Source organism: Sporosarcina sp. P16b (assembly GCF_002743065.1).
Classification (GTDB): domain Bacteria; phylum Bacillota; class Bacilli; order Bacillales_A; family Planococcaceae; genus Sporosarcina.
This window is the reverse complement of record NZ_PDYO01000018.1, coordinates 39,599-61,668: the sequence shown is the minus strand read 5'-3', so window position 1 is coordinate 61,668 and position 22,070 is coordinate 39,599. Positions and strand designations below refer to the sequence as shown.

The 22,070-nt window shown below is 38.7% G+C and carries 24 protein-coding genes; 3 read left to right on the top strand and 21 right to left on the bottom strand.

All coding sequences use genetic code 11. From position 1 onward, the window contains the following. Nucleotides 1–80: 80 nt before the first annotated feature. The 10 genes from ltrA to CSV77_RS14690 form a co-directional block, all read right to left on the bottom strand. Entirely contained in the window at nucleotides 81–1,466 is a 1,386-nt protein-coding gene (ltrA, locus tag CSV77_RS14735) for a group II intron reverse transcriptase/maturase (protein ID WP_099673985.1), read from the bottom strand. A gap of 734 nt (nucleotides 1,467–2,200) precedes the next feature. Next, the gene (locus tag CSV77_RS14730) at nucleotides 2,201–3,589 is read right to left on the bottom strand and encodes an NAD(P)-binding domain-containing protein (RefSeq protein ID WP_099670880.1); all 1,389 of its coding nucleotides are present in this window, start codon (nucleotides 3,587–3,589) and stop codon (nucleotides 2,201–2,203) included. 52 nt (nucleotides 3,590–3,641) lie between these two features. Beyond that, entirely contained in the window at nucleotides 3,642–3,920 is a 279-nt protein-coding gene (locus CSV77_RS14725; RefSeq protein WP_099670881.1) for a HesB/IscA family protein, read from the bottom strand. Between the two features lie 31 nt (nucleotides 3,921–3,951). Next, complete coding sequence (locus tag CSV77_RS14720) at nucleotides 3,952–4,380, bottom strand: protein-tyrosine phosphatase family protein (protein WP_233201577.1); 429 nt, start codon at nucleotides 4,378–4,380, stop codon at nucleotides 3,952–3,954. A gap of 20 nt (nucleotides 4,381–4,400) precedes the next feature. Next, nucleotides 4,401–5,345, bottom strand: a complete 945-nt coding sequence (gene trxB / locus CSV77_RS14715; RefSeq protein ID WP_099670883.1) for a thioredoxin-disulfide reductase — start codon at nucleotides 5,343–5,345, stop codon at nucleotides 4,401–4,403. 18 nt (nucleotides 5,346–5,363) lie between these two features. Further along, a complete protein-coding gene (gene arsA, locus CSV77_RS14710; protein WP_099670884.1) occupies nucleotides 5,364–7,136 on the bottom strand; it encodes an arsenical pump-driving ATPase in 1,773 nt (590 codons plus the stop codon). Between the two features lie 12 nt (nucleotides 7,137–7,148). Further along, nucleotides 7,149–7,508 carry an arsenite efflux transporter metallochaperone ArsD gene (gene arsD / locus CSV77_RS14705; RefSeq protein ID WP_099670885.1) on the bottom strand — a complete coding sequence of 120 codons (360 nt, stop codon included), beginning with the start codon at nucleotides 7,506–7,508 and terminating at the stop codon, nucleotides 7,149–7,151. 88 nt (nucleotides 7,509–7,596) lie between these two features. After that, nucleotides 7,597–8,016 carry an arsenate reductase (thioredoxin) gene (gene arsC, locus CSV77_RS14700; protein WP_099670886.1) on the bottom strand — a complete coding sequence of 140 codons (420 nt, stop codon included), beginning with the start codon at nucleotides 8,014–8,016 and terminating at the stop codon, nucleotides 7,597–7,599. A gap of 23 nt (nucleotides 8,017–8,039) precedes the next feature. Beyond that, a complete protein-coding gene (locus CSV77_RS14695) occupies nucleotides 8,040–9,338 on the bottom strand; it encodes an arsenic transporter (RefSeq protein WP_099670887.1) in 1,299 nt (432 codons plus the stop codon). 15 nt (nucleotides 9,339–9,353) lie between these two features. Next, nucleotides 9,354–9,701 carry an ArsR/SmtB family transcription factor gene (locus tag CSV77_RS14690; RefSeq protein ID WP_099670888.1) on the bottom strand — a complete coding sequence of 116 codons (348 nt, stop codon included), beginning with the start codon at nucleotides 9,699–9,701 and terminating at the stop codon, nucleotides 9,354–9,356. 353 nt (nucleotides 9,702–10,054) lie between these two features. On the opposite strand from CSV77_RS14690, the gene CSV77_RS14685 reads away from it, so the two are divergent. Next, complete coding sequence (locus CSV77_RS14685) at nucleotides 10,055–11,017, top strand: arsenic resistance protein (RefSeq protein ID WP_099670889.1); 963 nt, start codon at nucleotides 10,055–10,057, stop codon at nucleotides 11,015–11,017. 177 nt (nucleotides 11,018–11,194) lie between these two features. Here CSV77_RS14685 and merA read toward each other — a convergent pair whose 3' ends face one another. Both merA and merR1 read right to left on the bottom strand, forming a co-directional pair. Further along, on the bottom strand, nucleotides 11,195–12,835 hold the full coding sequence (gene merA, locus CSV77_RS14680; RefSeq protein WP_099670890.1) for a mercury(II) reductase: 1,641 nt from the start codon (nucleotides 12,833–12,835) through the stop codon (nucleotides 11,195–11,197). 16 nt (nucleotides 12,836–12,851) lie between these two features. Next, nucleotides 12,852–13,250 carry a mercury resistance transcriptional regulator MerR1 gene (gene merR1, locus CSV77_RS14675; protein WP_099670891.1) on the bottom strand — a complete coding sequence of 133 codons (399 nt, stop codon included), beginning with the start codon at nucleotides 13,248–13,250 and terminating at the stop codon, nucleotides 12,852–12,854. A gap of 143 nt (nucleotides 13,251–13,393) precedes the next feature. Between merR1 and CSV77_RS14670 the strand changes: the two genes are divergently transcribed. Beyond that, on the top strand, nucleotides 13,394–13,669 hold the full coding sequence (locus CSV77_RS14670) for a YmaF family protein (protein WP_158231892.1): 276 nt from the start codon (nucleotides 13,394–13,396) through the stop codon (nucleotides 13,667–13,669). A 132-nt stretch (nucleotides 13,670–13,801) separates the two neighbouring features. Here the strand turns inward: CSV77_RS14670 and CSV77_RS14665 are convergent, their stop codons facing one another. The 9 genes from CSV77_RS14665 to CSV77_RS14625 form a co-directional block, all read right to left on the bottom strand. After that, on the bottom strand, nucleotides 13,802–14,323 hold the full coding sequence (locus CSV77_RS14665; RefSeq protein ID WP_099636593.1) for a CueP family metal-binding protein: 522 nt from the start codon (nucleotides 14,321–14,323) through the stop codon (nucleotides 13,802–13,804). Between the two features lie 283 nt (nucleotides 14,324–14,606). Continuing rightward, on the bottom strand, nucleotides 14,607–15,170 hold the full coding sequence (locus CSV77_RS14660) for a YdhK family protein (RefSeq protein ID WP_099670893.1): 564 nt from the start codon (nucleotides 15,168–15,170) through the stop codon (nucleotides 14,607–14,609). A 113-nt stretch (nucleotides 15,171–15,283) separates the two neighbouring features. Beyond that, complete coding sequence (locus tag CSV77_RS14655; protein ID WP_099630248.1) at nucleotides 15,284–15,610, bottom strand: four-helix bundle copper-binding protein; 327 nt, start codon at nucleotides 15,608–15,610, stop codon at nucleotides 15,284–15,286. A 128-nt stretch (nucleotides 15,611–15,738) separates the two neighbouring features. Next, a complete protein-coding gene (locus tag CSV77_RS14650; protein WP_233201578.1) occupies nucleotides 15,739–16,815 on the bottom strand; it encodes a stage II sporulation protein P in 1,077 nt (358 codons plus the stop codon). A gap of 179 nt (nucleotides 16,816–16,994) precedes the next feature. Then, the gene (locus CSV77_RS14645; protein WP_099670894.1) at nucleotides 16,995–18,485 is read right to left on the bottom strand and encodes a multicopper oxidase family protein; all 1,491 of its coding nucleotides are present in this window, start codon (nucleotides 18,483–18,485) and stop codon (nucleotides 16,995–16,997) included. 295 nt (nucleotides 18,486–18,780) lie between these two features. Next, nucleotides 18,781–19,272, bottom strand: coding sequence for a DUF2269 domain-containing protein (locus CSV77_RS14640; RefSeq protein ID WP_233201583.1), 492 nt, complete (start codon nucleotides 19,270–19,272; stop codon nucleotides 18,781–18,783). Next, the gene (locus CSV77_RS14635) at nucleotides 19,269–19,451 is read right to left on the bottom strand and encodes a hypothetical protein (protein WP_099670896.1); all 183 of its coding nucleotides are present in this window, start codon (nucleotides 19,449–19,451) and stop codon (nucleotides 19,269–19,271) included. Before CSV77_RS14635 ends, CSV77_RS14640 begins: the two co-directional genes overlap by 4 nt. A 125-nt stretch (nucleotides 19,452–19,576) precedes the next feature. Beyond that, a complete protein-coding gene (locus CSV77_RS14630) occupies nucleotides 19,577–20,659 on the bottom strand; it encodes a sensor histidine kinase (protein ID WP_099673984.1) in 1,083 nt (360 codons plus the stop codon). Further along, the gene (locus tag CSV77_RS14625) at nucleotides 20,656–21,348 is read right to left on the bottom strand and encodes a response regulator transcription factor (RefSeq protein ID WP_199203764.1); all 693 of its coding nucleotides are present in this window, start codon (nucleotides 21,346–21,348) and stop codon (nucleotides 20,656–20,658) included. Before CSV77_RS14625 ends, CSV77_RS14630 begins: the two co-directional genes overlap by 4 nt. A gap of 211 nt (nucleotides 21,349–21,559) precedes the next feature. Between CSV77_RS14625 and CSV77_RS14620 the strand changes: the two genes are divergently transcribed. Continuing rightward, a complete protein-coding gene (locus CSV77_RS14620; protein ID WP_099673983.1) occupies nucleotides 21,560–21,949 on the top strand; it encodes a cupredoxin domain-containing protein in 390 nt (129 codons plus the stop codon). The last annotated feature ends 121 nt before the right edge of the window (nucleotides 21,950–22,070 follow it).

Below are 22,070 nucleotides of genomic sequence, written 5' to 3'. Positions count from 1 at the left end.
ATCGAGTAGAGTGAACGAATCGTAATTCGATTCGTTCGACCCTCTCACACCACCGTACGTACGGACCCGTATACGGCGGTTCAATAATTCGAGTGTACAAACTGGTACTTCTTGGATATATCCATATATCCAAGCTGTGCCAGTTTTTCGTCTGTTAAAGACCTATGAAGGATATAGCTGGAAGAAGTTCTCCAGTATCCCTTTCGGGTATTTGACCATTCATAGGCTTTTTGCTTTTCGATTCCTAATTGAATCAGATTTCTACATTTCGTTCGTGGGTTTTTCCACTGTTTCCAAATGTATTGTCTGATTCGTCGTTTCAACCAACCATTTAAGTCATTCATAAAGCTTTTCATTAAACTAATGCCATAGTAGTTAATCCACCCTGTCATTAGTTGTTTGATTTGCTTGAAGAGGACTCCGATGCTTTTTCCTCTGTTCCGCTTCGTTATTTTCTTCAACTTTTGCTTCACAGTGGACTTCACTTTTTGATGTGGTCGAATTTTGACACCGTTTCTAGTTACTAGTAGACAGAATCCTAAGAACTTTCGTCTTAGAGGACTTCCTACTGCACTTTTCTCACGATTTACAGTTAATTTCAGTTCTCTCTCAAGGAATTTAATGGATGTTTCCATCACCCGATGACCAGCTCGTTTACTTTTGACGTAAATATTGCAGTCATCGGCGTAACGAACGAACTTGTGTCCACGTCCCGCAAGAAGTTTATCGAACTCATTCAGGTAAATATTACTGAGTAAGGGCGATAAGTTTCCTCCTTGCGGTGTTCCCTCGTCGGAAGCTTCAAATAAGCCGTTTATCAAAATACCACTCTTGAGATATTGGCGGATCAAGCGTAAAACGCGCTTATCTTGCACCTTTCTCTCTATGTAGTACATGAGTTTATCGTGATTCACTGTGTCAAAATAAGCTTTCATATCTATGTCTACGACATATTTACACCCTTGTTCATAGTACGACTTCGCTCGTATGATAGCGTGATGTGCACTACGTTTTGGACGAAACCCAAAACTATTATCGGAGAACGTTGGGTCAAAAATTGGTTGTAAAACTTGATTGATTGCTTGTTGAATCATTCGGTCGATGACAGTTGGAATGCCTAATTTTCTTACACCACCATCAGGCTTTGGGATTTCAACACGCAACACAGGTTGCGGAGTATACGTTCCGTTGTGTAATTTCGTTAGTAATTCTTCCCTGTGCACCTTCAAGTGTGGAAGTAGCTGGTCGTAGGTCATACCGTCAACGCCAGCAGCTCCCTTATTTCTGACAACTTGAAGGTAAGCTTGGTTGAGATTATTCCTTGAAAGGATTTTCCCAAACAGTTGTACACCATCTTGATTGTTCAATTCACCATGGAAATTACTATGCACTCCGTCGTACCCTTCGTGTTCCACATTATCTCTCTGACGGTAGCCAAGTTTCCCTGTTTTCTGCGGTTGTCGCAATTTCCACACCTCCTTGTTTTCCTCAAAATTATTATTGTTCAGTCCTTCACGTTCTGTCAGTGAACGCTACTATGACGTCTGCTGACTTCTTGCGATTCATCCTTGTGTCGCCATAAAGATTGCCCAGGTTTGTTATTCTTTTAACTCTCACAGAGCCCTCGCAAGACCTCCCCTGGTAAGGGTAAATACTTTCCTCCCATGTAACTGCTAAATCTACTGTATAGGTTTCGGGCAGTATTGGACTTTGATTTGTTTGGCAATCTCATCCGACCTAATCCAGCCTTTTATTTAGTTTCTGTTCGTCAGTTCGGGATTTTGCGTCCGACTTCCTTCAGCCACTACCTCACGATAGCCACCTTGTCTTTCGCTAACAGTTCCTACTGCCAAGCCTGTAGCGGACTTTCACCGCCGAGTATTTACCCATGCAGGGCACACCAAAAAACCGACCTTTCCTGAATAGGAAAAATCGGTTTTAATATAGTTCACGCAAAATGCGTAAGTATCTCTTCTGATATGCAAAAGCAATTTATGGACGTCGAATACGTCTGCCTAACTTCTCCTGTGAATAAGGAATCCAAAGGCTGAAAATTTGTGCCGAATCTCTTTCTGCATATGCAAAAAGTGTAACGACTTTCACCATTAGATCAGTGACTTAATAACATAAAATATATACATTCACTTTAACAAAATCCATGGCTAAACACAACATCATTGAAATTTTCGGAACTACTTCTTTAACAATTTGATGAAGTACTACAACAAGATTGTTCTTGCTTTTCTGGTGTTACGTTCACACTACATACTCCTGTTTCCGGTAAATCCAGTTCCACTTTTTTGGCCGACTCGTAGTCGCCCGTTAAATAGGCTACAATTGAACGCACTTGTTCATAGCCAGTCGCCATTAGAAACGTTGGAGCCCGTCCATAACTCTTCATCCCCGCGATATAAAAGTTTTTCTCTGGTTGTCTTAATTCTTTCTCACCATGTGGACGGACGGTTCCGCAACTATGAAGATTAGGATCAATTAAGGGGGCCAATACTTCAACACTTTCAGTAGCAGAGTCGATTTGTAATCTAATTTCATTTAAGAATGTAAAATCAGGACGGCTTCCAGTATTAACAATCAACTCATCCACTCCATCAATTGAATAGCTCTCTCCCTTAAACTCACCGAAAATTTTTAAAGAACCCACTTCCATCAAAATATTCTGGATATAAAAAGGTGTATATACTTTTATACGTCCGGAATTCACTAATTGATGAATTTTCGAGCCAAGTTCTCCTCTTGCTTGGAGAGCATCATTCTCTTCACCTCCGTAAGCCTCCTCAACATTATTTTTGCGGAGTATCCAAATGATTTGATCGGAACTACTTTCATTTAGTTTAGTCAATTCTAAAATTGTATTGATTGCAGAGTGACCACCACCAATTACAGCTACACGTTTACCTATATATCTCTCACGGTCTTTACAATTAATGTCGGGTATCCCATAATGGATATTATTTTGTAATGAAATTTCTTCCTTCGTCCATACACCATCAACATTTGCAGGGTTTGGTTGTCCCCATGTTCCTGTCGCATCAATGACTGCTTTCGCTTCAATTTGTTCAGTCATACCATTTCGATCAACATAAAGAATGAACGGGACATTTTCGCGATTGGCTGACTTCATTTTATCCAATCCTTTTTTACTAACGGATAGCACTTTAGAATTCACAATAATGTATGGCTTGATCTCAGGTAGATTTGCTATCTTCTCTAAGTAATCCTCCACCAATTCTTTTCCTGTTGGTAGTTCATCAGGGGGTGGTGCATCCCAACCATGTTTTTCAAGTAGCTCTCTTGCATCTTTGTCAATATTGTATTGCCATGGAGAAAATAATCGAACATGCCCCCACTGAAGTATATGGTTTCCAACGTGTGTACCAGATTCCAATACTAGAAACCTTTCACCTAACTTAGCCAAATGGGCCGCTGCAGCTAAGCCGACTGGTCCAGCACCAATGATGACAACAGGCAATGAACTTGATTCTTTTTCATTAAAATCTAAATGTATAGGAACAGTATTTATTGAAGAACAACAATTTCCACTACCTATTTTAAGGTTAACTTGTTTTTCCATCTTTTATTCCTCCTCAAAAAGAATAAAGAGCTCACCTAAGTGAGCTCTTTATTTAACAATTATTCGGCGCACCAATCATGACGAGCCCAGATTGTTCGCCTTCAGTTTCAAAATCCAATGTTAAATTATCCAATAGCCCTAAAGCTAGCGTAGAAATAGCAACTTGAATGTCATTAATCAAAGAAACAGTATCTGACTCTTCAGGCATATCAAGAGATAAGCCGATTTGCGGTCCACAACAACCCTCAAGGGCATAAATCCGAAGACCTTCTGCTTGTTGTTCTTTCAAGAGTGATTGAATATATGCTTTAGCTTCTTTTGTAATGTCCATAATGTTCTCTCCTTCTTTTCCAATCAAATGCCTAGGCATCTGGGAATATTCTTTTTAATGATTCTTTTAATTGGGGTTTCACGTTTATTTTAGGACGAACCGTCATGGCTTTGTTCTCAGCCTCTTCAATCGTTTTGGCTGCACCCAAAGCTAAGAGTGTACCAATCGCCACTGTACCGGTTCGGTTACTTCCCCCCGCACAATGAAAATAAACTTTTCGGTCCGCATTGTATGCCTCCACTACTCGGTCAATCGCGTTCTTTACAGAATCGTCCTGATGTTCATCGGAATCATCAACAATCGGACTGTGAACACGGTGAAAATCAAAGTTGCCTTCCAGTATTTCTGCTCGCAGATCAATAACCACTTCAATACCTTCGTTTTCTATAGCTTCTTTTACTTCGCCCGCACCGCCAATAAAAATCTTATTTTTTACTAATTCCTGATAATTTTCGCTCACATTTTTTCCGCCTTTCATGGTTAGTTTTGGCTCCAATCGTGACTTGCAGAACCTTCTAAGTATCTTTCTACATCTAGAGCTGCCATACATCCTGTACCCGCTGCAGTAATTGCTTGGCGATATTTATTATCTTGGACATCACCACATGCGTAGACACCTGGTATAGTAGTTTCTGTTTTTCCAGGCTTTACTTGAATATAACCAACCTCATCTGTTTCGATTTGTCCTTTTAAGAAATCCGTATTTGGTGTATGTCCGATTGCTACAAAAATCCCATCTGCCTCAATCATCTCTTCTTCACCAGTATCATTATCTTTCACTTTCAAACCATTTATTTTTATACCGTCCCCGATTACTTCAACAGGAGTCTTATTTAATGCCCAAGTAATTTTCGGATTTTGTCTAGCTCGGTCTTGCATAATCTTTGAAGCCCGTAATTCGTCACGACGATGGACGATCACTACCTCAGAAGCAAATTTAGTGAGGAAATTTGCCTCTTCCATCGCGGAGTCTCCACCTCCAATAACGATCACTTTTTTACCTCGGTAGAAAAATCCATCACAAGTTGCACAAGTACTTACACCTGAACCAATGTATTTTTTTTCACCTGGAATTTGAAGAAGTTTTGCTGCTGCTCCGGTTGAAAGGATCAGTGATTCTGTGGCAATTTCTCCAATACCATTAATTTGAAGCTTGATTGGCTTTTGAGATAAATCTACATCCGTTACCCATCCTCTTATAAATTCAGCTCCAAAGCGCTCTGCTTGCTTTCTCATATTATCCATTAGTTCAGGTCCCGTAATACCATCTATAAAGCCTGGAAAGTTTTCAACTTCTGTTGTTAATGTTAACTGTCCTCCAGGTTGGTCACCTTCAATTACAATAGGGTTCATATTAGCTCTTGCAAGATAAATTGCTGCCGTTAAACCCGCAGGTCCAGTTCCTAAAATTACTACTTTATGCATGAGTTTACCTCCAAATTTTTATAGAATAAATTCTTTCAATTTGTCGTAACCAATTTTCTCTTCATGCAACCATGGGATTACTGCACACTGTGGTGCTAAGTCTTCTTTCACTTTTTTAATCCACTCTATTTCAGAAACTGCACGCCCTTTCAAAATGGGATCTGTAGTATCCGTTGCGTACAGGCTTTGATTGATGACCCACCATTTCGGATCAATCTTTGCACGTTTGAGGTCTTCCTGTAATCGAGCGGCTTCTAAAACCGGTGTGGCCTCAGCCAATGCAACAATAACCACTCCAGTTTCTTCTGGATTTCGCAAACGTGGAAGAAGCTTCTTCACACTTTCTGGTACATCACCAGTCGAACGGCTCATTTCTTTGTGATACGCTTCCGTTGAATCAAGCAATAACAATGTGTGGCCGGTCGGTGCTGTATCAATTACAACAATTTCATTTTCCGACTTCTCAACTACTTCTGCAAAGGCTCTGAACAAAGCAATTTCTTCTGTACATGGTGATTCTAGATCTTCTTTCAAATACGCTAGACCTTCTTCATCCAGCCCTTCCCCTGCCGTAGAAAGCACCTCCTGCTGGTACTTTTCGACTTCAACCTCTGGATTAATACTGCTAATCGTCAGATTCTCTTTCAAAGCACTATCTTCAAATGTGTACGCAAGATGAGCTGCTGGGTCTGTTGTAGTCAAATGAACGCGATGACCTTTCTCAGAAAGGCCAACCGCAATTGCAGATGCAATGGATGTTTTACCAACCCCACCTTTACCCATTGTGAAGATTACACGTATGTTTTTCGATGAAAAATCATCAATTACTTTGTTTAAGCCTGGAAGCTGAATAGCTTCTTTTCCGAGGCTGTCATTTACAAATTCAGTAATCGTGTAAGAACTAAATAAGTGCCGGAGGTTATCAACTCCCGTTAATGAATATGAAACGAATGGAAGAGAGAACGTCACAACCTGCTTTAAAGCTTCAGGCGTTTCTTTCAGTGCGTTGCGTTGTCGCTCATAAAACGCTTTTGACACGTCATCATCAGGCCGATGAGTTTGAAGAAGCCCGTTTATAATAAGTAGCTGATTTTTAATACCGATATCTTTCAGCTCAGAGTAGGCCCGATTCGCTTCAACTAAAGAAGATATATCCGGACGGGAAACCAAAATTAACGTCGTTTTTTCTGGATTAGATAGTGACTCGACTGCTTTCGCATACAACTCTTTTTTCTCTCCAAGACCTGACAATGGACCTAAACAGGAAGCACCGTGTGTACTTTCTTCTAAAAATCCGGTCCACGCTGTTGGTAATTGTAACAAACGTAGTGTGTGCCCAGTCGGCGCAGTGTCAAACAATACATGATCATATTGATTTAACACATCTTCATCGGTTAACAGATGAGAAAACTCATCAAATGCAGCAATTTCAACTGTGCAAGCACCAGATAACTGTTCTTCCATAGTTGTGAGAACAGCATCCGGCAACTTACCCCGATAAGGACCGACAACCTTTTCACGGTATGTTTTCGCTGATGCTTCCGGGTCAATATTGCAAGCAAATAAATTTTTTACACTTGGAATAGCTATTGGATCATTCGTCAATTCTACATCGAGAACATCTTGTAAATTTGAAGCAGGATCGGTACTTACTAAAAGTACTTTTTTTCCTTGATCGGCAAGAGAAACCGCTGTCGCACAGGCCGTTGATGTCTTACCAACACCACCTTTTCCGGTAAAAAACAAAAATGGAGTTAGTACGGTTTTGTTTGGATTGAATAATGGATACATGGTTATTCCCCCTTATTTATCAAACTTGACTGAAACACGTACGCGTGGTTTTTCCTGAAGTTCAGCTGTCTTTACATTAAGCCATTCTGCTAACTCTTCGTTTGTCGGATAGGCACCCACCTTTACAACCTCATTATTAACAAGTATCAAAGGAAGAGCATCTGGACCTTTTTCAAGAAGTACTTTATTTACTACTTCATTGTCTACAAATGCCCCTGGATCATTCCCAAGATTATAGCGAGTAATATCAAATTTCTTTTGTTCAAGTGAATAAACAGCCGATGCGACACGCGTTAATTCTGGATCAACACCTGGTCCGCAGACACCAGTTGAACAACACATTGCAGGATCAAATATTTCGATCTTTTTCATTATCAACATCTCCTTCATTAATACATAATCATATCCTTATATACTTAATATAAGAATAGCCGTGGGATGAATCCACGGCCTAATTTATTTATTCACCAGTTTTAGCGAAGCGTTCAATCCTTGATCCGATTTCATCGCGTACACGCTGGAAAAACGCCCATTTCTCTTCATCTGTTCCTTCTGCCTTAGCAGGATCATCAAATCCCCAATGATCACGTTTGACATGAGGTGGTGTCATCGGACACTTGTCAGCAGCATCTCCACAAAGCGTGACAACAAAATCTGCATTATTTAAGATTTGTGGATCAATAATATCCGAAGTTTGATTCGAAATATCGACTCCAGCCTCATTCATCGCTTTAACAGCACTTGGATTGACGCCGTGTGCTTCAATTCCCGCACTAAGAACTTGCCATTCTTCTCCGAGATACTTTTTACCCCAGCCTTCAGCCATTTGACTGCGACATGAGTTACCTGTACATAAGAAATAGAGTGTTTTTTTCGACATAGTAAAAATCTCCTTTTTGTGTTTTATTGTATGAATGACAGCCATACATACAGCCCGATTAGTGTAATCAGGAGTGTAGGAACTGTTAAGATGATACCGATTTTAAAATAGCTACCCCATGAGATTTTCACATCTTTTTGAGACAGTACATGCAACCACAATAAAGTGGCCAAGGAACCGATTGGTGTGATTTTTGGACCTAAATCCGACCCAATGACATTTGCATAAATTAGAGCTTCGCGAATCGGTCCTGTTGTAGTTGTTTCTGATATGGCTAAAGCGTTAATCATAACAGTAGGCATATTATTCATAATGGATGATAAGATTGCCGCGATAAAGCCCATCGAAATCGTCGCTACAAAGAGCCCTTGATTGGCTGCCATTTGAATGACATCTGCCAACACACTTGTCAAACCCGCATTGCGCAAGCCATAAACGACTACATACATGCCGACAGAGAAGAAAACAATAGCCCAAGGTGCACCTTTAATTACTTGCTTCGTGTGAACAGCGGGACTTCTTTGTGCCATAAGCATAAAGAAGATGGCTGTAATCCCAGCAATAATAGATACAGGCAATCCTGTAAATTCACTAGAGAAATAGCCCACGAGTAACACGCCTAAAATTACCCAAGCTAGTCGAAACAACTTTATATCTTTAATAGCATCCTTCGGTTCTTTTAGATCTGATACTTTATAGTCTTTCGGGATATCCTTACGGAAGAATAAAAACAGTACTAAAATACTCGCAACTAAAGCAAATAAATTGGGAACTATCATCCGAGATGCATACTCAACAAATCCGATGCCGAAAAAGTCTGCTGATACAATATTGACCAAGTTACTCACAACTAATGGCAACGAAGTCGTATCTGCAATAAAACCACTGGCAATGATGAATGGAAAAATCATCTTTTCACTGAAATTCAAATTTCGTACCATTGCCAAAACAATTGGCGTTAGGATTAAGGCAGCACCATCGTTTGCAAATAAAGCAGCAACGACTGCACCTAAAAGACTGACATAAACGAACATCCGAATCCCACTGCCTTTAGCCAATCTAGCCATATGAAGGGCAGACCATTCGAAAAATCCAATTTCGTCTAAGATTAATGAAATAATAATGATTGCAACAAAAGCAAGCGTTGCATTCCATACAATCCCCGTTACATCTATGACATCCTGAAAATTAACTACGCCTACTATCAAAGCGATTACGGCACCAATACATGCAGACCATCCAATTGATAAGTTTCTAGGTTGCCAAATGACAAAAATAAGTGTAATTATGAAAATTAATGATGCGGTGATAACTGAAACCAACGTACTTTCTCCTCCTTATTGACAACAAACTCGAAGTCCTTGTGCCTCCAGTTCAGCGATTGATTCATTCTGTTCAGGAAGATGTTCAAGGATGCTTTTAATAAACGGATAATCTTCATGATTTTCATTAATCGAAAAGAAAATCCATTGACCTCTGCGTTCTTCTTTAACCAACTCAATATCTCTAAGTTTACGCAAATGCTGGCTAATCGCCGGCTGACTCATTTTAAAAATCTCAACAAATTCACACACACAGCATTCATGTGACTTGAGTAACTTCATCATCGTCAAACGTGTCGGATCTCCGAGCAATTTTAATAGTTGTGATGCTCGTTGCAGATCAATTGTTGCTGTTGTATTCATGTATCATCCCTCCACTTCATCATCAGTATATAATCATATGCTTATATATGCAAGTGTGTTTATCATTTCCTATGAAATTCTTTTTCAAAAATTATAGCGCTGCTTAATGACAGTCCTTTTGAATAGTTGGAAGTCGTATTGTCGTATAATACTTGCATGTCAAAAAGGCAATGTTGAGGTATAGTAGACATTAGGGTTCCTCATCCAGCCTCACAGTTGCATCACTTACTTATTTCGAAATGTTGGAGAGATACTTCCACTTCAACTCTACATTTAATCCCCACTCTCTAATTATATGAAATCGACTAAGTTATCTTGGGGATATTTATAAAACAAAAGGAGAATAATTTTTAATGTGGACTAGAGAACAATTAGAAGAAAAACAAATATCACTGTATGTTATTGTGCTAGTGATAGCAGCTGGATTTGGATTATTCGTGCCTGATTTCGCCGGACGATTAGATGTGACGATTTCTTTAGTTATTGCTATATTAATGTACAGTATGTTTTCTCAGATTCCATTTGCAGCCTTGAAAAAATCGTTCGGAAATCGTCGTTTTCTCGGAGCTTTATTAACGGTTAACTATATAGCCGTACCCATTGTTGTATGGCTTCTATCAAAGCTATTACCAGAATATCCACCATTATTACTCGGGGTTTATTTAGTATTGCTGACCCCTTGTATTGATTATGTCATTGTGTTCACATCTCTTGGTCGTGGAAATGAAAAGCTTTTACTTATGGCAACCCCTGTTCTTTTCGTAACGCAGATGCTCTTGTTACCTTTGTACTTATGGTTGTTTATGGGAAGGGAAGCTATAGGAATAGTGGAAGCCGGTCCATTTTTCGAAGCATTTCTCGGGCTAATCGTTATTCCAATGGGCATTGCTATCATCGTACAATTATTCGCAAAAAAAGCATCTACTGTAGATAAAATATTAAATAGTTCTGCATGGCTTCCTGTTCCATTCATGGCTCTTACACTTTTTGTTGTTGTAGCATCTCAAATAGGGAAATTATCTGGCCACATTAATTTAATAATAAAAGTAATTCCTATATATATCGCCTTTATGATCATTATGCCCATAATTTCGCGATTCTTTGCTAGGTTGTTTAATCTTGATATTAAAACTGGACGCTCGCTTATATTTGGAGGAGCAATACGTAATTCGCTCGTAGTTCTTCCTCTTGCATTGGCTCTGCCTGACGGAGTGAACACTTTAGTAGCGGCCATCATTGTGACCCAAACAATCGTGGAGCTTATAGGTTCACTTATTTATATACGTTTAATACCTAATTTAGTTTTGCGTGACTGAACGACCTAGGTTCCTATACGAGAAAAAGCAGACAATACCTTTCTTGAAACTATATCTTTGGATTTTATACACTTTGTAAAATCCTGAGATGTGATATACAGATCAATGGTTTAGATTGATTTTAAAAGCCGGAATTCCTTTCTCTAAGGAATTCCGGCTACTTTTAAATTAATATTGTTATCCAGCACAACAAGATAATTTGGATACATCTTTATCAAACGTAAGGGCTGCTAATTTCAATCCTTCTGCCATTGTTAAATAGGGAGTAAGAGTTTCTCGTAGATCTTCTATTGTCAATCCGAATTTTACAGCTAATGTTGCCGCATAGATAACCTCTCCTGCGTTTTCCGCAACTATATGAACCCCTAACACTTTTAATGTTTTTGCATCTGCTACTAATTTAAAAATACCCGTCGTTTCCCGATTAACAAGGGCCCTTGGTACGGCATCTAACGGCAAGACAGACGTTTTAACCTCAAGACCTTTTTCTTTTGCTTTCTGTTCAGTTAAACCAACAGTTGCAATCGAAGGATTAGTAAACGTAACACCTGGAACAACTTCTAAATTCACCTTTTGATTTAGTCCTCCGATTGCATTACGCGCAGCAAGTCCACCTTGATAAGCAGCTACATAAACAAATTGGGGACCAAGCGTTACATCTCCGGCTGCGTAAATTTGGGAATTGGAAGTTTTAGAATATTCATCAATGACGATTTCACTACGAGACCCAACGTCAACACCTGCTGCATGTAAGTTCAAAGATTCTGTATTTGGTTTTCTTCCTGTTGCTACAAGCAATTGTTCTGCTTCAATGATTCGCTTTTCACCATTTATCTCTACATGAACTTTTTTAATGTCTCCATCTTGTTCTACGCGTTCATAGGCTGCTCCTGAAACTAAATTAATTCCCTGTTCTGTTAAGACCTGAGTAATAGCTTCTGAAATTTCAGGTTCGTATTTTTTTAATAGACGCTCGCTTCTTTGTATCAAAGTTACTTCTGCGCCTAAATTATGAAATAGTTGTCCTAATTCCAATCCGATATATCCAGAACCAAGCACCGTGAGACGCTTTGGAACCTTCTTTAATTCAAGTAACGTAGTGCTTGTTAAATACTCTACTTCGTCTAATCCGGGAATATTAGGAATGGATGGTGATGCCCCTGTAGCTATTAAAAATCGTTTCGCAGTTATTTGGTTGCCATTCACTTCAACTGTACTTTCATTTACAAATTTCGCGTCACCCTTTATTAAATCAAAATCGTAATCTTCAATTAAATTCACATATTTTTCATTTCGAAGTGTACTTACTAAATCATTTTTTTGTTGTACTAATAAGGCTAAATCAACATTTTGTGTTGTAGTGTGTAATCCTGTAAATGGATTATTTTTTGCTGAATGATTGATTTCTCCTGCCCTTAACAAGGTCTTAGACGGAACACATCCGATATTAACGCAAGTTCCTCCCACCGTTCCACGTTCAATCATTGCAACTTTAGCACCGTAACCCACAGCTTCAATGGCAGATGAAAAGGCTGCTGCACCAGAACCAATAATGATATAGTCATAATCATCTTCGCAACCTAAATCAACTTTTACTTGTGTTTGTAAATCTTCAATTCCACCTGGATGATATTTGGCTTCAGCAATCGCATTTTTAACTATTTCAACTTCTACGTCATTTTGAAGTTCAAATACAGCTTCCCCACGGCGAAAATCAACTTCAATACGCTTTGCACCTATATTTTGAAGCGCAACAGCCAAATGCTCTTCACAACCCTTGCATGTCATTCCTTGAACGCTAATCCGATATCTTTTCAATACTATTCCTCCGTCCTTAAACTTCTAGTAAAGTTTCAATAATAGGGCATTCATAAATATCTTTGTTTGCGGGACATCTTTCTTTTAGGTCGATAAGCATTTGTTCGATTCTTTTGAGACCTTGAATTTTCTGTTGAATGTCTTCAATCTTATAAACAGTAAAATCATACATATCACGGCATTTCGCTTCATCACGATCTACCACGCCTAAAAGCTTATCAATTTCATTTAAAGTAAAACCTAATTCCTGAATGCGCTTAATGAAATTTAATCGGTCAACGGTTTGTTCTGTGTATATTCGATATCCTGACTCTGTACGAGAAGGTTTGGGAATTAGTCCTAAACGTTCATAATACCGAATGGTTTCTTTATTAACGTTACATTTCTCCGCCAGTTCACCTATATGAAAAACCATTTGTTTCACCTCATACATAGTATAAACCCTGTACCTAAGTACAGGGTCAATATATAGCTTCCTAAAAAAAAATAGCACCACCTAACAGGGGTGCTATTTCGTGTTTTAAATTAATTTTATCCCTATCTGTGATGTTCATACACATGGTCATCTTGGTACAACCACTTGCCCAAATGGACATGTGCAGATATATCCAGGGGGAGACAAGTACGCCGACCGAGACGGAAAAAGGGCATTATCGCCATATGATTGGTAACACAACTTTTGAAGATGGACATATATATCAATACGAAGCATATACAAGTTTACCCATTCCATTACCGGGTGGGTTCCATACCTATTATATGGAAGTGAGAACGACAGAAGATGATGGTCATACACATGTGATAAAAGTATTCACTCAACCCTCAAAAGATTAATAAGAAACGGTGTTAAGGTGAGAAACAATCTTGTTCTGCGGGAATAGCACGAGATCAAATTTGATATAAAAAAAGAACCATGAAAAGTATTGTGAGTACTTCACGATTCTAAGTGGATGATGTTTAAAGGAATTATGTTAGTTGCATCGTTGTAATACAAGTATTGTCGCCTTCAAATGTGGAGATATTAGATTCAACTGTTTTGTCGTCATGTGTAATTTTCACTTGGAAATTTTTATTACGCGGTAACCACAGATCGATAAATCCATTTTCTAAAGAGGCGATCGTTTCGTCTACAACGACATTGCCATCTTCGTCTTGAATATGCACGTCGAAGTCTTTTTCAACTAGTTCTCCTTGGCACCCTGTTAAACTATGTATTGCACAAGGATGTGTAGTTTCAACAAATGGTGCAATAGAAACGAAGAATTCATCACTTGGCAAGTCAAATGTAGTTTCTTTGCCGTTATCATTAACAATCAGTTCATGAGATGTAATAGATGCTGTTACATCGTCTTCAAAACTTCCAACGCTATACTCATGTACCTTTTCTTTTGTATCTTTGACTTCACTTCCATCCGATGAATCATTGCTGCAAGCGACTAACATAAAGCTTAGCAATAAACCAAATACTACGAGTAATCTTTTTTTCATAATTAATTTCTCTCCTATTCTTTATGAAAAATTATAGGTCATCGAATTGACTTCACTTCTATTCAAACTAAAAAGAACTTACATCAAGTATATTTTATCATATCTCACTTATAAAAATTGCAAGTTAACCGAACCGTCACACTTTAAATTGGGAAGTTGCCTATTTGAAAATCAACTTTTAATCGAGTTAAATGATAGAATTGAAGCATGCTATCAAAAAAATGCCCCATAAAACCGATAAATTTTGGCTTATGGGACATTTTTATTCTACTTTGTAAAAACATTATTTAGCTGAAAGCTCACTTTCCGTTACCCATTTATGGTTTGTTACTTCTTCCCCACCGGTAGTCGGAGTATAGTCAATCATATATACAGTAGTTTTTTCTGCTGAATCAATTTCAGCTAATGCTCCTTCCATCCCTTTCATGTGGTCTGCCTCCACGGTGACCTCGGTTCCCTGTTCCAAAGTTTTGTCGTCATCATCTTTAACTTCTTCTTGAATGACCCATTTATGATTTTCCACTCTTTCTCCGCCAGTTACCGGGGTATATGAGATAGCGTAAGCCGTAGTATCATAAGCACCCACAATTGTTGCTACAGCCCCATCCATTCCTTCCATATGGTCTGTTTTAATAATTGCTTCGCTTCCCACTTCATAGGTTGGATTTTCTGCCACCTTCAAGCTTTCAGGGACTTCACCTGAGCCGGAATGGTTCATCTCCATCTTCATTTCTTCCTGTTTGGGTTCGCTATTATTGTTTTGACTTTCCTCGTTGCTGGTACTATTTCCACACCCACTTAAACCAATAATCATAGCGATACTTAAAAAAAGCAGTTGCTTTTTCATTTGAATAACACTCCTTATTCTGGGTAAATATCAAGTAAAAGAAGCTATCCCAAGAAAGCCTTTTTCAACTTCTTGAAATAGCTCCATTGTTGGCTACGTTTTCTGTCTATTGCTTAAGCTACCATTTGTCGACATGCCTCAGCACACTTTCGGCAAGATTCGGCACAGCGTTGGCAATGATCGTGATCATGTTTTGCACACTCTTCTGCACAACGTTCGCAAACTTCTGCACATAATTCTAAAATCTGTTTAGTAAATGGGCTATTTCGCGTCATTGCTTGTGCGGCAAACGCACATATATCTGCACATTCACGGTCCAAGCGGATACAATCAGCCATCATCTTCATATCGTCCTCTTTCAGGCACGCATCAAAACAGACGTTACACGCTTCTAGACATTCTAAACAAGCTTTCAGACATTCTTCGTATTTCGTATTCATGGACTCACCTCCTGCTATTTTTGCAATCAGTGATATTTTTCCCTTAAAAGTCGTTTTAAAACTAAAAAGAAGAAACTCCTTAAAAAATCCTTTTTCTTTTTTTATGTGTTGGACTCCAAACAAACAGATTACTTTTCTCTGTGCCAATAATAATCGCTTAGCACGTCCGCCAACGCTTCGGTAGTCCGATGTAGCTCTTCTACCGTATTATCGACACCTCCAATTTCTACAATAACTGAGTTTGGAGATAAATCCTGGTTATAAACTCCGTTCCCTTGACTGCTATCTTTTATAATTATTCCTTTTGACAAACCCGGATACCGAGCAGCAAGAAGCTTATCCAAGCCTTCTGTAAACAAAAGATTACTTTCATAATTTTCATGCCCAGTACCAATAACAAATAACAAACGTGCAAAACTTTCTCCATTCATTTTTTTAGTTGTAGAATCTTTACGCAATGAATCGCGATGTATATCCAAGAAAATTTCCAAATCTTTGTTTTCCGCACGTGCAGACCGTACCTGTTCCCCCGATAACTGATAAGAACTGTTAAAGTCTAACCCTTTCAAACTTAATTCTTGTACAATATCTGCTGAATCCACTTTCGCGCCTACCCCTCTTCTCTCTAGTGCCCTACCCAGCATGTCACCGACCAACGTAATATTTGCTTTTGAGTGATAAGCATCTTCCGGTTTATCGGTGCCTTTTAAATAAGGTAAAAAAGATTCCCTGTTATGGGTGTGATAAATATAAATAACGTCTCTGCCAAATGTCGAATGAATTGAATCTTTTGTAATTTCTTTAGGTGATTTCATATTTTCAAAGATAGCATCAATATTCTTGAAAGTTAGGTCTCTATCTTTTAAAAGATCCTTCATAGCGGGTTTGAATTCATCCCTATCTGGTTGTTTCATCCGAATCTTCACATTATCTTTTTCATTGGATGCTCCTTTTAAAGTAACATCCGTTTCACCTAATGGCTTGAGAAAATCGGAGGAATCCTTCAACGTTTCCATGTAGAAATTAGAAAAAGAATTCACTTTACCCAATAAAGGATTTTCTTTGATTTCATCATGCCACAAGTAGTAGGACAGCAATAAAACAACTAATAACCATATAAAAAATAAAATAATTGCCAAATATAAAAGGACGATTAATATAGATTTTTTCTTTTTCTTAGTGTACTTCTTAACTTTTGGAAACATAATGTAGCCCACCTTCAGAAAGAATAAATACATTCATTTTTTATATAACTATAAATTTTAATTTTAAAACAGCCAGTGTGAACTAATACACACTAGCTGCTTTAATAACGAATTACATATCATTTCCCCACATGTTTCAGTGTAAACTTCACCAATTTTCATAAAAGATGAATTAAAGTTTACTCCACTTTTACCTGTCCCATCATGCCGTTATCCTCATGTTCAAGAATATGACAATGGAACATATAGATACCCTTATGCTTAAATTGTATAGCAATTTTTACTGTCTCATCTGGTTTTATTGAGATAGTGTCCTTCCATCCCTGCTCATTTTCCGGTGGCTCTTCTCCGTCTCTGGAGATTATTTTAAATTGCGTACCGTGAATGTGGAATGGATGAATCATTCCACCCATCATGTCGGGTTTATTATAAATTTCCCACACTTCAGTAACCCCTTGCTGTTGTGTGAAGTCAATTCTATCCGGATCAAACTTTTTTCCATTTATCGTTACCATATCCATCATCCCAAAGAGTTCCACTTTCTTTGTGACTGGTAAATTCTTCTCTTCTTCTGTCAATACAAAATCATTCAACTCTTCTGAAATTCCACTAATCACTTCGTCTTGATCAGAAACCTTAAATGGTAAAAGGACAGACCCATCCTCATTTACCAACGCCAAGTCATTTGAAGTATTGAGCTGCGAAAAATCGACAATGATTTCCGCTCTTTCTGAAGGCGTAAGTGTTACTTCATTTAAAGTGACCGGTTCATTCAAGAAACCGCCATCCGTTGCGATTTGAACAAAAGAATCCCCTGTATTCAATTTAAATGTGTAATTCCTCGCATTCGATCCATTTAATAAACGAAGACGTACTTTCTCCTTATTTACAGTCAACTTAGGATTCAACGTCCCGTTGATCAGTAAGGTATCGCCAATTGTCCCGTCTTCATTCTTTGCGGCACTAAAATTCAATTGTTTTTTATCATCAAATATTCGATCTTGGAAAATCAAAGGAAAATCATTCTTCCCATAATCAGTTGGCAATCCAATGCTTTTCGAATTTTCATCCTCGATATAAATCAATCCCGCAAGTCCATTGTATACCTGTTCAGCGGTTTTCCCCTCTGGATGGGGATGGAACCATAACGTTGACGCTTCTTGTGTCACTTCAAATTCAATCACCTTTTCTTCTCCCGGCTTAACCACATCATGCGGTCCACCATCCGCATCAGCAGATACTTCCAATCCATGCCAGTGAAAAGTCGTCTCTTCATCCAGTTCGTTTATCGTTCTAATTTTAACTTTGTCACCTTTTTCAAAACGGAGCATCGGCCCTAAAAACGACCCGTTATATCCATACGTTGTAGATTCAGTACCGTCGAATATTTCGGTTTTTCCTTTTTGTGCTCGAACCGTATATACGACTCCATCCTCATTATCAGTTTCAAGCATAGAAGGGATTTTTAATTCATTTTCCCCTGTTGAGTCGTTTAAACTTACCACCTCATCATGGCTCATATGTCCCTCCATCATATCACCCATAGTGGAATGATCCATTTCCTCCATGTCTTGATCCATTTCCTTGGCAGGTTGCGGATTGTTATTGCTACAACCGCCAATAACCAATAAACTAATTGCCGCCGCGGCAATCTTTATCTTTATTCCCATCAAGTATTTCCCCTTTCATCTGCTATATTACTTTTTTAGTGTAACAAGAAAATATGAAAAAAATATGCATATTGCAGTGAAGTAGTTTGAAAGAAGATATTTGATAAAATCGAAATAATTTATCTCTTAATTGAATTGCGCAATTTAAAGATACGAAAACTGATCTCGGCTGTGGATTTTAGAAATTGGGTCAAAAAAAGCCGCATTTCTACATCAAACGCGGCCGTTCACTTAAAATATTGCCCATTCACAAAAAGATATATAAATATTTTAACTAATGCTAATTAATTTTAAATCAACTATGTTGCTTACGCTTCCCAAACGGAGTCGTGCCTCTTGGCTTGTAAACCGATAGTATGATGATTACGAGCAACACAAGTAGACCTACCCCGGCGTGGAAGAGTTCGCCCCACAAGCCGCTAGGATCGGCACTTCCCGTCTCTTTCGCTACATCTGCTAGGAAGCTCACTGTCTGCATATTTAGCAGCAAGACCGTTGTGGCTATGGCGGTGAGCAGTAGTTTGAAAAGGACCCAATAATGCTTTACTAAGCCCCACTTAGTACCCAATGACATAACAAGCCCAGTCAGTAGCGAGAGAAGGGCTAAGGGGACGATGGCGAACCAGCCAATCAACTCCATCGCAATCCAAGCAGCGGGCACCGTCTTGGCATCTCCTTTTATAAGAGCAGCGATGACAAGAACTAGGAATCCAACGACCGCGCCAAGCCAACCAATCGAGCAAGTGATATGCGCAGTGAGCGCGAACTTACGTAGGCCAGGTTTCATGACCACTGCTGTTTCACTCCCTGTTCCACATTGCTAGAAGACGGCATGTGACGACCAGGACCATGTTCACCACCGCTAATAACCATTATTGCAACAGCAAGTAGTACTAAAATAATCACGACAACCCCAGACACCTTTACCCACCGCGGTGTACCCGTAGTAGATTTGCGATCCGACATATTCGTATCCTCCTCTGCCGTATGACTTGATATTGATTTTTTTTATATTTTCCTCCCTTGTATTCATCGTTTTTTAATGCCCAATCAGTATAGCAATTTTTTATGAACGGACGATGAACAGAGAATTATGCATTCCTATGTTTATTTGATTTATTCATAGCTAATGGGAGTGTAAATGTAAAGATTGTCCCTCTTCCTACTTCACTTTCCACTTGAATGTCGGTTTGATGAAGGACTAATATGTGCTTAACAATGGACAAGCCTAGTCCTGTACCCGCCTTTTTAGTTCGGGCCTTATCTATTTTATAAAACCGTTTCCAAATAGATTGAATGTTTTCTTGACTAATTCCCGGCCCATAATCTCGAATTGAAACTACCGCTTGGTGTTCCTTTTTCAAAAACACTTCGATAGAACTCTCGTGTTTGGAATAGTGTACAGCATTTTGAATCAAATTAACGATTACTTGATCAATCCGATCCGGGTCAGCATATACGTAGATGTCTTCTACTTCATCACATATTAATTCCACATTTAGTTTTTTATTTTCAAATTCAGTTTCCATACGAGCCATGACTTGGCGAACCAGCTCTGACAAATTAAAGCGGTCAGGGTGTATTTCCAACTGCCCCGATTCGATTTGGGACATATCGAGAAGATCATTGACCAGCTTAATCATTCGCTCAGTTTGTTCTTTCATAATCGTAAAATAATAACGTTTTCGAGCATCGGGGATTTTATCATCCAGAAACGCACTGGCAAATCCATGAATTGAAGTAAGAGGGGAGCGTAAATCATGGGAAACATTGGCGACAAAATCTTTTCTCATCTGGTCTGCGCTAGCCAACTCATGCGCCATATAATTGAACGTCTCACCTAATTCGCCAAGCTCGTCGCTTGTCCTAATATCAACTTTCTGATTAAATTTCCCTCTAGCGATAAGAAGGGCAACCCGATTCATTTCTCGAAGTGGGGCGGTAATTCTTTTCGTAAGGAAATAAGTAAATATGCCTGTAATCGTTATTGAAATAATCGAAGACGAGATAAACAAGTATTTCATTTGGTTAAAACCTTCGGGATTTAAGTGCATATTGGTTAGTTTATTCTGAAATAACAAATAGGAAGCGACAGCAAAAACAAGATGTGACACAATTAATATGGCGATATATGTGATGAATAGCTTCACAAAAATACTGTTTTTCTTGATCACTGGTTGTCCACCTCAAATTTATAGCCTACTCCTCTTATCGTTTTTACCCTCCAATAAGCGTTGGCATTCCCTAATTTGTCCCTGATCCTTTTAATATGTACATCAACTGTTCTTGGATCCCCCTCATAATCTAAACCCCATATTTTTTCCAGCAGCTGTTGACGTGTGAAGACTTGATTTGAATGTGAGGTAAGAAGATACAACAGTTCCATTTCTTTTGGTGGTAGCACAATTTCCTGTTTCTTATAGATCACCTTGTAGTGTTGAAGATTAATCTTCAATTCGGGGAGTGCGATGATCTCATTTGTACCTAACATTGGATAAGCTCTCCGCAACACCGCATTAATCCGTGCCATCAGTTCGTTTGGATCAAAAGGTTTCACCATGTAATCATCTGCTCCTAGGTTGAAACCTTTAAGTTTGTCATAACTTTCGCCTTTCCCAGTCAACATGATAATGGGTGTTTTATCGAATCTTCTTATTTCCTTGCAAACTTCCCAACCATCCATTTCAGGCATCATAATATCTAAAATAACAAGATCAGGAGAACAATCATAAAACATTTCTAATCCAGTCATTCCATCGTTGGCTGTGCTAACTATATACCCGTTTTTTTCAGCATATAAAATAATCAATTCACAAATGTAAGGATCATCTTCAATGACGAGAACTTTGATTTGCTTGTTCATTCATCGTCCTCCTCTTATTCATTTACGTTTTATAGTAACATCTTTTTATGAACGGAAAGTGAACATAAAAACAAACCACCTACTTTAGCTCACTAATAACTGTCATGACTTTGTCTTACTTTCTCCATAGATAATGGATATTTGATAGCTATCATTATGTATAAGAGGGATATAGGGAAATATATCCCCAAATAAATTGGAGGTATTCATTTTGAAAAGATGGTTATTGGCAACAGTTTTATTAAGTGCTTTGTTTGTTCTTGCTGCTTGCGGTGGAAAAGATTCAAGTGACGCAACCGGACAGGTAGAGAACACCACCCCTTCAGAAACTTCAACCGTCAGCAATGAAATCAATATCACAGGGATTAATTTTGAATTTGATCAGGGTGAATATACTGTCAAGGCTGGCGAGGAGGTTATAATAACATATAAAAACGAAGAAGGCATGCACGGGATTGCTATCGATGAACTTGATATGGACATAAAAGGTGATGGTGAGGCAACTTTTACACCTACAGAGCCGGGTGAATATACAATCTACTGCAATATTCCATGTGGGGCGGGACATGCCGATATGAAGTCAACACTGATTGTCACATGATCTGATAACTGCCAAGCAATTTTGGATGCGGTTCCGTAATTGTTTTTCACGATTTTAGAATGAAAAGAGTAGGATCAGGAATAATTTCCCGGTCCTACTCTTTTTAATGCTTATATTTCCA

Coding starts and splice junctions, on each gene's coding strand:
- merR1 (WP_099670891.1), bottom strand. CDS start 13,250: ATGGTTTTTCATATAGGTGAACTGGCGGAGAAATGTAACGTTAATAAA.
- CSV77_RS14730 (WP_099670880.1), bottom strand. CDS start 3,589: ATGGAAAAACAAGTTAACCTTAAAATAGGTAGTGGAAATTGTTGTTCT.
- CSV77_RS14725 (WP_099670881.1), bottom strand. CDS start 3,920: ATGGACATTACAAAAGAAGCTAAAGCATATATTCAATCACTCTTGAAA.
- CSV77_RS14685 (WP_099670889.1), top strand. CDS start 10,055: ATGTGGACTAGAGAACAATTAGAAGAAAAACAAATATCACTGTATGTT.
- CSV77_RS14670 (WP_158231892.1), top strand. CDS start 13,394: ATGGTCATCTTGGTACAACCACTTGCCCAAATGGACATGTGCAGATAT.
- arsD (WP_099670885.1), bottom strand. CDS start 7,508: ATGAAAAAGATCGAAATATTTGATCCTGCAATGTGTTGTTCAACTGGT.
- arsA (WP_099670884.1), bottom strand. CDS start 7,136: ATGTATCCATTATTCAATCCAAACAAAACCGTACTAACTCCATTTTTG.
- CSV77_RS14635 (WP_099670896.1), bottom strand. CDS start 19,451: ATGTCGGATCGCAAATCTACTACGGGTACACCGCGGTGGGTAAAGGTG.
- CSV77_RS14650 (WP_233201578.1), bottom strand. CDS start 16,815: ATGTTTCCAAAAGTTAAGAAGTACACTAAGAAAAAGAAAAAATCTATA.
- CSV77_RS14625 (WP_199203764.1), bottom strand. CDS start 21,348: ATGAACAAGCAAATCAAAGTTCTCGTCATTGAAGATGATCCTTACATT.
- CSV77_RS14640 (WP_233201583.1), bottom strand. CDS start 19,272: ATGAAACCTGGCCTACGTAAGTTCGCGCTCACTGCGCATATCACTTGC.
- CSV77_RS14690 (WP_099670888.1), bottom strand. CDS start 9,701: ATGAATACAACAGCAACAATTGATCTGCAACGAGCATCACAACTATTA.
- CSV77_RS14665 (WP_099636593.1), bottom strand. CDS start 14,323: ATGAAAAAAAGATTACTCGTAGTATTTGGTTTATTGCTAAGCTTTATG.
- trxB (WP_099670883.1), bottom strand. CDS start 5,345: ATGCATAAAGTAGTAATTTTAGGAACTGGACCTGCGGGTTTAACGGCA.
- arsC (WP_099670886.1), bottom strand. CDS start 8,016: ATGTCGAAAAAAACACTCTATTTCTTATGTACAGGTAACTCATGTCGC.
- CSV77_RS14655 (WP_099630248.1), bottom strand. CDS start 15,610: ATGAATACGAAATACGAAGAATGTCTGAAAGCTTGTTTAGAATGTCTA.
- CSV77_RS14660 (WP_099670893.1), bottom strand. CDS start 15,170: ATGAAAAAGCAACTGCTTTTTTTAAGTATCGCTATGATTATTGGTTTA.
- CSV77_RS14645 (WP_099670894.1), bottom strand. CDS start 18,485: ATGGGAATAAAGATAAAGATTGCCGCGGCGGCAATTAGTTTATTGGTT.